The sequence below is a fragment of the Streptomyces sp. NPDC101132 genome (genome assembly GCF_044759225.1).
Classification (GTDB): Bacteria; Actinomycetota; Actinomycetes; order Streptomycetales; family Streptomycetaceae; genus Streptomyces.
Genome location: NZ_JBIVYX010000006.1, coordinates 372,568 through 385,165 on the forward strand (window position 1 = coordinate 372,568; position 12,598 = coordinate 385,165).

A 12,598-nucleotide genomic window follows, 5' to 3' on the forward strand; every position below is an offset into this window, starting at 1 on the left:
CGGCGGTCTCAGCCGAGCTTGCGGAGCCGGCAGCGGGCCGGGCCCTCCGGGCGGAGGGTGATCTCGGCGTTCACCGGTACCTCGGTGTCCACCGCGGTCAGCTCGTACCCGTCCAGCACCATCGCCAGCGTCAGCACCGACTCCAGCATCGAGAAGTGCTGGCCGATGCAGGCGCGCGGGCCGCCGCCGAAGGGGAACCAGGCGTAGCGCGGGCGGCCCTTCTCCTCCTCCGGCGTGAAGCGGGAGGGGTCGAAGCGCTCGGGGTCAGGCCAGTAGAGCGGGTTCCGGTGGGTGACCCAGGGGGCGACGAGCACGTCCGCGCCGGCCGGGATGACGTACCCGTCGATCTCCGTGTCGGCCACGGCCCGGCGGCCGATGACCGGTGCCGCCGGGTAGAGCCGCATGGCCTCCTTGAGCACCTGGGTGAGGTACGGCAGCGCGTCGAGGTCGGCGGCCGTGGGCGTACGTCCGCCCAGCACCCGGCGCACCTCCTCGCGGGCCCGGTCCTGCTCCTCGGGGTGGCGGGCCAGCAGGTGGAGCGCGAAGGCCAGGGAGGTGGCGGTGGTCTCGTGGCCGGCCAGCAGGAAGATCAGCACCTGGTCGCGGAGCTCGGAGGCGTCGAAGGTGCCGTCCTCCGCGCTCTCCGCCTCCGCGAGGAGGGTCAGCAGGTCCTGGCCGGGGTCCCCGTCGGCGCCGGAGCCCGCCGCGCGCCGCTCGGCGATGATCCGGTCGCAGACGGCGTACAGCTCGGCGGTGGCGGCCGCGGCGCGGCGGTTGTCGGGGGTGGGCCAGTGGCGCGGGAGGTTCACCGGCGCGTACCCGCGGCGCAGCACGTAGTCGCCGATCACCGGGAAGGACCGCTCGACCACCGCGACGGCGGCCTCCACGTCCGCGCCGAAGAGGATCCGGGCCACCGCCCGCAGGGTGAAGCGGGTCATCTCGCCGATGAGTTCGACGTCCTCGCCCCAGGCGTCCGTCATGCGGGCGGTCTCCTGGGTGACGGCCTCCGCGTAGCCGTCGACCCGGCGGCGGGTGAACAGCGGCTGGACCAGGCGGCGCTGGCGGAGGTAGTCCTCGTCCTGGGCGGTCAGCAGGCCGTTGCCGAAGGACTCGCGGAGCTCCTGGTAGAAGCGGTTGTCCTTGCGGAAGTTGGCGGACTCGGTGGCGAGCACCCGCTGGGCGCCCTCCGCGGAGAACACCGCGTGCACCTCGGCGCGCAGGCCGGGCGGGCCGCCCCAGATGCGGACGACGTCGCCGTGCTCGCGCTGGGCGCGGAGCAGGGTGTCGATGGTGCTCTTCTTGAGGTCGAACAGCGAGCCCAGCAGCGGCACGCCGGCCGGTCCCGGTATCTCCCGCTTGCCCGTCACGGTGTGCGTCGTCATGCCATGGCCCCCTGTGTCGTCGTCCCGGCAGAGATTGTTTCGCAGTCGGGAGGCGGCACGGGGGGCCTTTTCGGCCAATGCGGTTGCGGTTTGCGGCAGTTGGACGGCTATGCGGCTTGCTTCGGGGCCCAGGTGCCCGCGGCGGCCACGCGCTTTCCGGGGCTGCCCGCCTTCGGGGGCCACGCGTCCGCGGCGGCTACGCGCCTTCCGGGGCCACGGCCTTCCCGCCGGCCGCACCGGCGACGCCGGCCGCCTCCGCCCGCCGCACCCCGCGCGACTCCGCCACCAGCGTCGCCACCAGCACCAGCAGCAGCGCCCCCAGCTGGACCGCGCCGTTGAACCGGTGCCCGGCCGCGGCCGTGGCCAGGGCGCCCGCCAGGGCCGCCGCCCGGTAGCGCAGCACGCCGATCCTGAGCACCGTACGGAAGGCCAGGTCCCCGGCCAGGTAGAGCGCGACCCCGCCCGCGAGGGCCAGGGCGGGCCCGGCGGGCAGCGGCTCGCCGAGGTGCCCGATGGTCTTCTTGACGCCGGCGGCGAAGGTCGCGACGCCGATCAGCACCGGCAGGAAGAAGTAGTAGTACGCGAGCATCGACAGCTTGAAGCGGCGGGCGCCGTCCGCCGCCGCGAGGTACTCCTCGGCCCGCCCCTCGTCCCGCACGAAGTACAGCCACCACAGCGCCGACGCGATGCCCAGGGCCAGGAACGCGCCGCCGAACAGCCCCACCGTCAGCGGCAGTCCCTCGACGCCGATGCCGATCGCGATGACCGACTCGCCGAACACGATGAGCAGCAGCAGCCCGTGCCGCTCGACCAGGTGCGCCGCGCTCATCCCGCCCAGCTGGCTGCTGACGGTCTCCTCCTCGGCCTCGGCGGGCGTGCCGGCGAACCGGACGACCAGCTGCGTGCCGAACTGGAAGACCAGCGCGAGTACCCACAGCGCCCAGGCCGGGCCGCCGTCGAAGAAGCCGGCGGCCAGCACCGACAGCGCGCACAGCACGTTCGGTGCGGCGAACCAGATCACGCTGCGCCCGTGCGCCTCCGTGTACATCAGCCCGTGCACGACCGTCACGAGCAGGTAGCCGATCCCGAAGGGGACCCCGCCGGCGCCGAACGCGGTGGGCACGGACAGGGCGCACATCAGGAAGCCGCACATCGCGAGCATCAGCAGCAGGCGGCGCCGCGGGCTGTCCGGCGGGACCTGGTTGGTGAGGTGCGCGTAGCCGCCGTACATCCAGAACAGCACGGTGAAGACCAGCACCACCCGCAGGAAGCCGGTGGCGTGGAAGCCGTGCGAGAGCAGCACGGTCAGCTGGGTGACCGTGAAGACGAAGACGAGGTCGAAGAAGAGCTCCAGGGTGGTGACCCGGCGCTCCCCCTCGCTGGACAGCTGTGCTGCGGTGCTTCCGGTACTCACGTGCTCTCCCCCTGAGCGGTGGCCGAACCCCTTCGAGCGTCGCCGCCAGGGAACCACACACCACCGCCCCGGGAGGCCCTACCGTCCCAGAACCCGGTCCTTCAGCGCCGGGAACTGCTCGCGCGTGACGGCGACCTTCTCCGGGTCCAGCTCCACGACGAGCACCTCCTCGCCCGCCCCGGCCTCCGCCAGCACCTCGCCCCACGGGTCCACGACCAGGCTGTGCCCGGACATCTCGACGCCGGCGTGCGTACCGGCCTCGGCGAGCGCCAGGACGTACGCCTGGTTCTCGATGGCGCGGGCGCGCGCGAGCACCGTCCAGTGCTCCCGGCGGCGCTCCGGCCAGCCGGCCGAGACGACGAGGGCCGTGGCGCCGGCGTCGACCAGCCCGCGGTACAGCTCCGGGAAGCGGAGGTCGTAGCAGGTGGACAGGCCCAGGGTCAGTCCGCCGGCCGGGAGCGTGACCAGCTCGGTGCCGGCGCCCATCATCACGGCCTCGCCCTTGTCGAAGCCGAAGCGGTGGATCTTGCGGTAGGTGGCCACCCGTTCGCCGTCCGGCGCGTAGACCAGCGAGGTGTTGTACATCCGGCCGTCCGCGGCCCGCTCGACCACCGAGCCCGCGTGCAGCCACACCCCCGCGTCGCGGGCGGCCGCGGCCATCACCGCGTGCGTGGGGCCGTCCAGCGGTTCGGCCTCCGCTTCGAAGAGCTCGTACGCGAAGGCGCCCGTCGGCCACAGCTCCGGCAGCACCACCAGGTCCGAACCGGCCTGACCGCGCACCAGCTCAGCGGCCCGCAGCCGTCGGTCCGCGACCGACTCGCCCCCGTCGATGGCGATTTGGATCAGAGACGCGCGCACACTGCCACCGTTCCGCCGGGCGTCCGCTGGGGGCCGGGCTCATGACTCGTCAATTCGGGCCTACGATCGTCACACGAAAGCACTGCCGGGGTGCTGCCCAGCAGCGTAACTTTGGCAGAAAGACTCCCCAGCCGGCCCCAGCCAGCACCCAGCCACCCGTCACCCGTCACCACCTGTCCGCACTGAACAGCACGAGGGGTCCCGTGACCGTCGAGACCGTCCATCCCAGCCTTCAGCCCTATGCCGACGCGTGGACCCACTCCATCGAGGCGATATCCGAACTCGTGCAGCCGCTGGCGGAGGGCGAGTGGAACCGGGCGACGCCCTGCCCTGGCTGGTCGGTCCGTGACGTGGTCTCGCACGTCATCGGCATAGAGACCGAGATGCTGGGCGACCCGCGGCCCATCCACAGCCTCCCGCGCGATCTGCGGCACGTGGTCGACGAGTTCACGCGCTACATGGAGGTGCAGGTCGACGTGCGGCGCCACCACACCGCGCCCGAGATGACCTCCGAGCTGGAGTACACGGTCATCCGCCGGTGCCGCCAGCTGCGCACCGACAAGCGGGATCCGGCCACGCTGGTCCGCGGCCCGCTCGGCGACCAGGTCACGCTGGAGCTGGCGCTGCGGCTGCGCGCCTTCGACGTGTGGATCCACGAGCAGGACCTGCGCACGGCGCTCGGCGTGCCGGGCAACCTCGACTCCCCCGGCGCCCACATCGCCCGCGACATCCTGCTCCAGGGCCTGCCGAAGGCCGTCGCCAAGCGGGCGGGCGCGCCCGCGAACTCGGCGGTCGTCCTCGACGTCCACGGCCCGCTGGAGTTCATGCGGACCGTCCGCGTGGACGCCGAAGGGCGCGGCACGATGGACGCCTCGGTCTCGCTCGGCCCGGCGGTCACGCTGGGCATGGACTGGGAGACGTACGTGCGCCTCGCGGCCGGCCGGGTCAGGCCGCACGCCGTCGCCGACCGGGTCAAGGTGGAGGGCGATCAGGACCTGGCGGACGCGATCCTGCGGGAGTTCGCCGTCACGCCCTGAGCGGGCGGCGGGGCGGCGGCGCGCTCGCGCTCGCGGTGCAGGGCCCGGGTGCGCAGCCGCAGGATCTGTACGACGCCCAGCGCCTCCAGCACGAACACGGACGAGAACGCGATCCGGTAGTCGTCCCCGGTCGCGTCCAGCAGCACGCCCACGGCCAGCAGGGTGGTCATCGAGGCGATGAAACCGCCCATGTTGGTGATGCCCGAGGCGGTGCCCTGACGGGCGGCCGGGTTGGCGGGCCGCGCGAAGTCGAAGCCGATCATCGAGGCCGGCCCGCACGCGCCCAGCACCGTGCACAGGGTCACCAGCAGCCACATCGGCGCGCGGTCCCCGGGGTACGCGAGGGTGGTGCCCCAGAGCAGGGCGGTCACCGCCACCGTGCCCAGGGCCAGCGGGATCCGGGTGGCCTGGCGCCGGGCGATGAGCTGCCCGTACACCAGGCCCAGCGCCATGTTGGAGGCGACGACCAGGGTCAGCAGGGCGCCGGCCGTGCCGCGGTCCAGGCCCTGCGCCTCGACGAGGAAGGGCATCCCCCACAGGAGCAGGAAGACCATCGCGGGGAACTGGGTGGTGAAGTGCACCCACAGGCCCAGCCGGGTGCCGGGCTCCCGCCAGGACTCGGCGATCTGGGAGCGTACGAAGCCCAGCCCGGCGCGCTGCACCGGCTCGGGCTCGTGTCCCTCGGGGTGGTCGCGCAGGAACAGCAGCAGCGGCACCAGCACGACCAGCCCGGCCGCCGAGCTGCCGGCGAAGGCGGCGGTCCAGCCGACCCCGTGCAGGACGGGGGCCAGGACGAGGGTGGAGACCAGGTTGCCGGCCATGCCGACGAGCCCGGCCAGCTGCGCCATCAGCGGCCCGCGGTGCGCGGGGAACCAACGGGTGCCCAGGCGCAGCACGCTGATGAAGGTCATGGCGTCGCCGCAGCCGAGCAGGGCGCGGGCGGCCAGGGCCATCCCGTAGGACGGGGAGAGCGCGAAGCCGAGCTGGCCGAGGGTGAAGAGCGTGACGCCGAGGGTCAGCACGCGCTTGGTGCCGAGGCGGTCCACCATCAGGCCGACGGGTATCTGCATGCCCGCGTAGACCAGCAGCTGGAGCAGCGAGAAGGTCGACAGGGCGGAGGCGTTGACGTGGAAGCGGTCGGCCGCGTCGAGTCCGGCGACGCCGAGGCTGGTGCGGAAGATGACGGCGACGAAGTAGACGGCGACGCCGATGGACCACACGGCGACGGCCCGCCGCCCGCCGGGGGGCTCGCGGTGGGCGGGGGCGGGGGTCTCGGGAGGGGCGGTGTCCGCGGCCCCGGCGGGGTTCGCTCCGGCCCCGGGGTGCGCTCCGGCGGCGGGGTTCGTTCCCTCCCCGGCGTTCGTTCCGGCGGTCATCGGACCTCGCCGCCCCGGACCAGCACCTCGACGCGGCTCAGGTGGGCGCGTACGGCCGCCGCGGCGGCGTCCGCGTCCCCGGCCCTGAGCGCCTCCAGGATCTCGGTGTGCTCGGTGACGTTCTGGGCGATCCGGTCGGGGTGGGCGTGCATGAGGGCGACGCCCATCCGCAGCTGGCGGTCGCGCAGCTGGTCGTAGAGGCGGGACAGGATCTGGTTGCCGGCGTGCCGGACGATCTCGGCGTGGAAGCACCGGTCCTCGACGGCGAACGCGGCCAGGTCGCCGCTCTCGACGTGCCGCCGCTGGGCGGCGAGCAGCTCCTCCAGCCGGGCCAGCAGCGCGGGCGGAGCCGGCACGGCCCTCCGCACGGTGAACTCCTCGACCAGCACCCGGGTCTCCACCACGTCCGCGATCTCCTGCGCGGAGACGGGCAGCACCAGGGCGCCCTTCTTGGGGTAGAGCCGCAGCAGCCCCTCGGTCTCCAGCCGCAGCAGCGCCTCGCGCACCGGCGTCCGCGACACCCCGACGGCCTCGGCCAGCTCGCCCTCGGTGAGCAGCGTGCCGCCCTCGTAGCGGCGGTCGAGCACGCCCTGCTTCACGTGCTGGTAGACGCGGTCGGCGGCGGGCGGCAGCTTGGCGGGCGCACTGGCTGCGGTGGTGGGCGCGGAGGCCGGGACTGATGGCATGGGCACAGCATAGATACAACAGAGGTGCAACCGGAGGGCCGTTCCACGATCCGGACGCCAGGCGGAGCGGCACTGCACCGAAGGATGTACCGCCGCCCCGCAAGCTTTCCTCCGGCCGCACGACGCAAGGGCGTTGGCGCGACGGGACGCTGTGAGCATGTCCCAGACAGCCTCGCCGTCCGTCGCCGCGCCGGCCCCCGCCGGTACGCGCAACCCGCTGCTCGACGTCCTGCGCGGTGCCGCCATCCTCGGCACCCTGATGACCAACGTCTGGATCTTCTCGACCCCGGGCTCCGAGTGGTCCGTGCTCCAGGGCGTACGCCTGCCCGACCCGGTCGCCGACCCCTCGGCGGCCGTCCTCTCCGAGACCGTCTTCCGCTTCCTCGCGGACGGCAAGTTCCTCGCCCTGCTCACCGTCCTCTTCGGCGCCGGCCTGGCCGTCCAGTACGACTCCGCCGTGCGGCGCGGCCGCCCCTGGCCGGCCGGCTACCGGCCGCGGGCGTGGTTCCTGCTGGCCGAGGGCACGCTCCACTTCGTCCTCGTCTTCGCGTGGGACGTACTGATGGGCTACGCCGTGACGGCCCTGCTCACCGCCTGGCTGCTGGCCCGCTCCGAGCGGGTGCGGGGCCGCGTGATGTGGACGGCCGCGGGCCTGCACCTCGCGTTCATGGCCGTCCTCACGGCGGGCCTGGCCGCCTCGGGACCGGACGACGGGGGCTCGGTGAGCGACCGGGCCGTGGACCTCTACGCCCACGGCGACTACCTCGCCCAGGTCTCCTTCCGCCTCCAGAACGCGCTCGCGCTGCGCATCGAGCCGGTGATCTCCTTCGGCCTGCTGCTCTTCCTCTTCCTGCTCGGGGTGCGCCTGTACCGGGCCGGGGCCTTCGGCGCCGACCCGCGCGGCCGCCGGCTGCGCGCCCGGCTGCTGGGGTGGGGCCTGGGCCTCGGCCTCCCGCTGAACGCGGCGTGCACCCTCGGCGGGGAGGACTTCTTCCTGCTGGGCCGGTACGCGGCCGCGCCCCTGGTGGCCCTCGGCTACCTGGGCCTGATCGGCCTGGCACTGGACCGGGCCTGGCTGCCGCGCGCCGTGACAGCGGGCCTCACCTCGGTCGGCCGGACCGCCCTGTCGGCGTACGTGCTCCAGAACCTGCTCTGCATGCTGGCCTGCTACGGCATCGGCCTGGGCCTGGCCGAGCGCTTCGCGGACGACGGCCCGTGGTGGGTCTTCGGCCTGTGGGCGGCGGTCTGCGCGGTGCTCGTCGCCGGCTCGACGCTGTGGCTCCGGCGGTTCCGGTACGGACCACTGGAATCCGTCCAGAAGCGGCTAATCCACTCCAAATCACAATGAACCCGACTGCCAGCATCTCAAGTTGGTCAAAAAATGAGATGTTCATGCAGCCATATGATCCCCTTGCACGTCTTGGTCAAGTAGGCCCGCACCGCAGGCGGTCCTGAAATGCCAAGAAACGTGAACGAACCACACACACCTGAACATTCGCGAACTCGGGGATAACACTTGATATTCAGCCTCACCCGCGTGCGCCGCGTCGCGGCCGCCACCGCGGCCGCCGGCGCCCTCCTCGCGGCCCCGCTCGCCACGTCCGCCACGGCTGCCTCCGCGCCGGCGACGTACGCCAAGGGTGCGTTCCTGATGAACAGCACCACCGGCTCGACGCTCTACACCAAGAACGCCGACACGAAGCTGCCCCTGGCCAGCACCGCGAAGATCATGACGGCCCGCGTCGTCCTGACCACCCCGGGCCTGGACCTGGACAAGCGCATCACGATGAAGCAGGCGTACAACGACTACGCCGACAAGGTCAGCGGCAGCAAGGCGTGGATCGTCAACGGTGACCGCCTGACCGTCCGCGGCTGGCTCAACGCCCTGCTGACGCCGTCCGGCTGCGAGGCCGCCGCCGCGCTCGCCGACACCTTCGGCAAGGGCTCGACGCAGTCCGCCCGCTTCGCCGACTTCATCAAGCAGATGAACGCCAAGGCCGCCTCCTACGGCCTGAAGAACACCCACTTCGACTCGTTCGACGGCAACTCGCCGGTCAAGACGGGTACGTACTCCACGCCGCGCGAGATGGCGAAGCTCGCCCAGACCGCGATGAAGAGCGCCACCTTCCGCGGCATCGTCGACGGCTACGGCAAGGCCACGGCCATCGCGTCGAACGGCAACTACCGCTACTACACCTGGAAGAACTCCAACCTCCTGGTGCGTCCGACGAACGACGGCGGCTACGGCTACTCCGGCGCGCTCGGCATCAAGACGGGCACCAACACGCCCGCCGGCAAGTGCCTGGTCTTCACCGCCACCCGCAACGGCAAGACCGTCGTCGGCGTGCTGCTGAACGACGAGGAGCGGTACGCCGACTCCATGAAGCTCATGAACTGGGCGTTCGGCGCGGCCGCGACGTCGTCCACGATGCGCGCCGAGACGAACCCGATCCCGGACGTGCTCGACTAACGGCTTCGGCCTGACTGAAGGTGCCGGGTCCCCACGAGGGGGCCCGGCACCGCCGTTTTGAGGGGGGAGACACATGTCGAGGAAATGGCTGACCGCCGCGCTGGCCGGCCTGGCCGTGCTCGTATTGGTCGTGACGTACCTGACCAGGTGGAACGAGCCGGAGATGCGCGGCATCGAGAGGGCACTGGCGGCCGAGCCCAACCCGTACCGGATGTCTCTGCGCGTCACCGTACGGGACGTCGACGGCGAGGCCCGGATCACCCGGACGCCGGAGGATTGCGAGACCTCGCCCGACCGGATGCTCTCGCTCTGCTCCGTGCCGCAGGGGCAGGAGGCCCTGACCGTCGCAGGCTTCGGCGCCACCGGCGCCATCCGCAACCATCACGATCCCTGCTGCTGGGACCAGGGCGACCTCACCTTCAACTGGCGCGGCGGCGGAATCGGCTTCGGCTACCAGAGCCGCCTCATGAACGGCAAGGAGGGGCCCTTCGACACGGACTGGTACGTCCGGCCCCTGACGCTGAGCGGTGAGGTGGGCGACGAGGTCATGGTGGGGCTCCCCCAGGACAGTGGGGTTCCCCCGTGGGAGATCTGGGTGCAGCTGCCGGAGGGAGTGTCGATCGTCGACATCAGCGACAGGTACGCGTCCGAGTACGACTGGTGCTACGAGATGCGGGAGAAGCCCGGGTGGGCGGCCTGCCCGGTCGCCGAAATGGTCTACCCCCTCTACCTGAGCGTCCGCCTGGACCGGAAGGTCGAGGGCGCCAAGGGCCGGATCATGGTCGGCCACCACCCCGGCGACCCGGACGCGTCCAACGACCGCGCCGAGATCACCGTGGACATCCGATGAGGCGCGCGTCGGGCGAGGCTGTGCTCCTGGGGTGGGGAGGTGGCGCCTGATGGCCGGCCTCACTCCGGCGCCGCCTGCAGGAAGCGGCAGCATCGACGTCCAGCCGTCGCACCTGTGGACCGTCTCGGGCCGGGTTGCCGGAGAGCAGGACGGCATGATGCGCGGCGCGAACACGCTCCTGCAGGAACTGCAGAAGTACCCCGACGCCGGCGGGGCAGGCACTGCCGCCGAGAAGTTCGCGCAGGCCTACAAGAAGATCGGCAACCTCTGGCTGGAGGTCTGGGCCAAGAGCGTGTTCAGCGTCGGCGGCCTGGCCGTCGGCTTTACGGAGACCGCCAACGCCTACACCAAGGCCGATGCGGCAGCCCACCCCAAACCCGGGCAGGCCGCGGAACAGCGTCCGCTGCCCACGGTCATCCACAAGAAGCCCAAGTTCGGCAGCGTCCCCGACATCAAGTGGGGTGACGACGATGGCGGCGACGACCTGACCCGCAGTGCGATGGAGGGCATACCGGAGATCGTCCGGGACCTCCTCCAGCCCGTCGCGAAGCACGTCTTCCGTGTCGGCAAGGTGGCGGACGTACACCCCTTCCCGCAGCAGCACTACCTCAACTCGCACTGTCACAGCTGGATGAAGGCCTCGACCGTCGTGACGACCACGGCGGACAACCTGACCATGGCCATCGGCCAGATCACCAACCACCATCAGGCGGACTGGGAAGCCGCCATGCGGACGTTCTGCAGCGCTCTGTGGGGCGGGACGGCGTGGGGGCGGTCTCGGCACGGCTACCAGTGGGCCCACACCACAGGCCCGCACGGGTCACAGGTGGCCACGGGCAGCGAACCGGTGATGACCGTCCTGAAGGACGCGGCGATCAAGATCAGCGACTGCCTGCGCGAGTATTCGGAAGCTGCCGTCGAGTTGAACAACGATGTCTTCGAAGAGCTCAAGCGAGCCATGAGCCAGGCCGCGAAGAGCATCGTCGACGACATCGAGAAGGCCAAGGAGAAGCCCAGCCTCAAGAGCATCGCCGGTGCCGTCAGCAGCGTAGCCATGGGGATCGGCGGGGCTACCGGCCTTCTGCTGAAGTTCGATGTCAACACGGTCCTGAATCTGGACAAGGCCAAGCTGAACCGGATCGTGGACGAGTACACCGGCATTCTGGACGGCCTCACCACGCGCATGAACGCCCTCAAGGACGTCCTGGACGAAGCTCACCTGAGCGCCCCGAAGTTCGAGGCCGGCGTCGCCCGCGCGCACGGATTCGGTGCCCGTGCCCTGGAGGACTTCAAGAGCACCTCACAGACCTGGTTGAAGATTGACTCGGTCACCGGCAAGTACACGCTGGACCTGGCCGCCAACGAGTACATGGCGGACGGCCACACGCTGGACAAGCACGTGGGCAAGACGGACCTGCAGCTGGCCCAGCGCCTGCGCGACCAGCAGTCGAACGGCCCGACCGCGGCCTGGCCCCACGGCAAGCCGAAGCCAAGCGGCTCCTCGTCCTTCCTGAACTACCAGCGGGCCCAGGAACTCACCCAGTACAACCTCAACCACAACGCCGCGGCGATCGAAGCCTGGATCAAGGGGCCGCCGCCACCGGCCGAGGGCGAGGTGGGAACCTTCAAGGCGACGGCGCCCCATGGCGAGATCAGCGGCCGCAGTGTGAGCAAGCAGCCGACCGACCCGACCGATCCGCTGTCCGGATACAAGCAGGGCGGCATGCGCGCCAAGGCGGAGAACGTGACGGGCATCGACACGAGGATCAAGTACGACAGCAGCCGCACCCCGCCGTTCACCGTCATGACCTCGATGCCCTGCACGTCCTAGCCGCTCAGCCGAGGAAGGCCAGCACCACATGTCCGTCGACCAGACGTCCTGGGAAGCCGCGGTACGCCACCTGTACGAGGACGCGTACCCGTACGACGCCACGGGCCCGCGCCGCCACCAGAACTGGGTCCTCGACCTTCTCGCACTGATGGCCCGGGTTCCGGACCCGCGGGGCTGGACCGGTCTCGACGACGCGGCACAGAACCCGGAACGCAAGGCGTCCCCGACCTTCCCCTTTGTCGCCCACCCCCCGGAGTACGTCGCAAGGCGTCTCCAGGAGATCGACCGGGACAGCGCCGAGAACCTGCTGCTGGCCCTCACGGACGACCGCTGCACCCTGTCCAACCTGGAGCGCTTCACCGAGAGCGAGGAGGAGTTGCGCGTGATGGCACGCACGATCCTCGCGCGTTATGGGGACGGGGCCACCTATCACACCAATGTCAAGATGCCCGGCCACGTACGCGGCACACTCGACTTCACCTCGTCGGGCTGGGCGTACAGCCCGCTGAGCGTCTACTCGGAGGACTACGGTCTGATCATCGTCTCCGACGCCGAGGTCGGCATGTTCTGGAACTTCTCCGACCACTGATCCGACCGGCTGGTGCGGGGCGAGCCCGAAGCGGCCGCGTTGGGTGCGCTGGGCTGGTCCCCCGACGGCCCGAACCCGGCCCACAACACCGCCGCTCTCACGGTG

At 71.3% G+C, this 12,598-nt stretch carries 11 protein-coding genes; 6 read left to right on the forward strand and 5 right to left on the reverse strand.

The genetic code is table 11. From position 1 onward, the window contains the following. Positions 1 to 8 precede the first annotated feature (8 nt). The 3 genes from ACIQUR_RS16970 to ACIQUR_RS16980 all read right to left on the reverse strand — a co-directional run bounded on the left by ACIQUR_RS16970 (position 9) and on the right by ACIQUR_RS16980 (position 3,654). Positions 9 to 1,382, reverse strand: a complete 1,374-nt coding sequence (locus ACIQUR_RS16970) for a cytochrome P450 (RefSeq protein ID WP_403664690.1) — start codon at positions 1,380 to 1,382, stop codon at positions 9 to 11. A 196-nt stretch (positions 1,383 to 1,578) separates the two neighbouring features. Next, the gene (locus tag ACIQUR_RS16975) at positions 1,579 to 2,796 is read right to left on the reverse strand and encodes a low temperature requirement protein A (protein ID WP_403664692.1); all 1,218 of its coding nucleotides are present in this window, start codon (positions 2,794 to 2,796) and stop codon (positions 1,579 to 1,581) included. 78 nt (positions 2,797 to 2,874) lie between these two features. Continuing rightward, positions 2,875 to 3,654, reverse strand: coding sequence for a carbon-nitrogen family hydrolase (locus ACIQUR_RS16980; protein ID WP_403664694.1), 780 nt, complete (start codon positions 3,652 to 3,654; stop codon positions 2,875 to 2,877). A 203-nt stretch (positions 3,655 to 3,857) separates the two neighbouring features. On the opposite strand from ACIQUR_RS16980, the gene ACIQUR_RS16985 reads away from it, so the two are divergent. Then, positions 3,858 to 4,691, forward strand: a complete 834-nt coding sequence (locus ACIQUR_RS16985; protein WP_403664696.1) for a maleylpyruvate isomerase family mycothiol-dependent enzyme — start codon at positions 3,858 to 3,860, stop codon at positions 4,689 to 4,691. Here ACIQUR_RS16985 and ACIQUR_RS16990 read toward each other — a convergent pair. Together ACIQUR_RS16990 and ACIQUR_RS16995 are read right to left on the reverse strand one after the other, a co-directional pair. Next, on the reverse strand, positions 4,643 to 6,067 hold the full coding sequence (locus ACIQUR_RS16990; RefSeq protein WP_403664698.1) for a nitrate/nitrite transporter: 1,425 nt from the start codon (positions 6,065 to 6,067) through the stop codon (positions 4,643 to 4,645). The genes ACIQUR_RS16985 and ACIQUR_RS16990 overlap by 49 nt on opposite strands. Beyond that, positions 6,064 to 6,753 (reverse strand): GntR family transcriptional regulator, encoded by a 690-nt coding sequence (locus ACIQUR_RS16995; RefSeq protein ID WP_403664699.1) that lies wholly within the window; start codon positions 6,751 to 6,753, stop codon positions 6,064 to 6,066. The genes ACIQUR_RS16990 and ACIQUR_RS16995 overlap by 4 nt, the downstream gene beginning before the upstream one ends. A gap of 157 nt (positions 6,754 to 6,910) precedes the next feature. Between ACIQUR_RS16995 and ACIQUR_RS17000 the strand changes: the two genes are divergently transcribed. The 5 genes from ACIQUR_RS17000 to ACIQUR_RS17020 all read left to right on the forward strand — a co-directional run bounded on the left by ACIQUR_RS17000 (position 6,911) and on the right by ACIQUR_RS17020 (position 12,493). Beyond that, a complete protein-coding gene (locus ACIQUR_RS17000; protein ID WP_403664701.1) occupies positions 6,911 to 8,101 on the forward strand; it encodes a DUF418 domain-containing protein in 1,191 nt (396 codons plus the stop codon). A 168-nt stretch (positions 8,102 to 8,269) separates the two neighbouring features. Then, complete coding sequence (locus ACIQUR_RS17005; RefSeq protein ID WP_403664703.1) at positions 8,270 to 9,223, forward strand: D-alanyl-D-alanine carboxypeptidase family protein; 954 nt, start codon at positions 8,270 to 8,272, stop codon at positions 9,221 to 9,223. A gap of 73 nt (positions 9,224 to 9,296) precedes the next feature. Next, positions 9,297 to 10,073, forward strand: coding sequence for a hypothetical protein (locus tag ACIQUR_RS17010; protein WP_403664705.1), 777 nt, complete (start codon positions 9,297 to 9,299; stop codon positions 10,071 to 10,073). Positions 10,074 to 10,122: 49 nt separating this feature from the next. After that, entirely contained in the window at positions 10,123 to 11,904 is a 1,782-nt protein-coding gene (locus tag ACIQUR_RS17015) for an RNase A-like domain-containing protein (protein ID WP_403664707.1), read from the forward strand. A gap of 28 nt (positions 11,905 to 11,932) precedes the next feature. Beyond that, positions 11,933 to 12,493, forward strand: a complete 561-nt coding sequence (locus ACIQUR_RS17020) for a hypothetical protein (protein ID WP_403664708.1) — start codon at positions 11,933 to 11,935, stop codon at positions 12,491 to 12,493. Positions 12,494 to 12,598: the final 105 nt, after the last annotated feature.

Bases quoted from the DNA above. Each gene is read 5' to 3' on its own strand.
- ACIQUR_RS16970 (WP_403664690.1), bottom strand. From the start codon at position 1,382: ATGACGACGCACACCGTGACGGGCAAGCGGGAGATACCGGGACCGGCC.
- ACIQUR_RS16990 (WP_403664698.1), bottom strand. From the start codon at position 6,067: ATGACCGCCGGAACGAACGCCGGGGAGGGAACGAACCCCGCCGCCGGA.
- ACIQUR_RS16995 (WP_403664699.1), bottom strand. From the start codon at position 6,753: ATGCCATCAGTCCCGGCCTCCGCGCCCACCACCGCAGCCAGTGCGCCC.
- ACIQUR_RS17000 (WP_403664701.1), top strand. From the start codon at position 6,911: ATGTCCCAGACAGCCTCGCCGTCCGTCGCCGCGCCGGCCCCCGCCGGT.
- ACIQUR_RS17010 (WP_403664705.1), top strand. From the start codon at position 9,297: ATGTCGAGGAAATGGCTGACCGCCGCGCTGGCCGGCCTGGCCGTGCTC.
- ACIQUR_RS17015 (WP_403664707.1), top strand. From the start codon at position 10,123: ATGGCCGGCCTCACTCCGGCGCCGCCTGCAGGAAGCGGCAGCATCGAC.
- ACIQUR_RS17020 (WP_403664708.1), top strand. From the start codon at position 11,933: ATGTCCGTCGACCAGACGTCCTGGGAAGCCGCGGTACGCCACCTGTAC.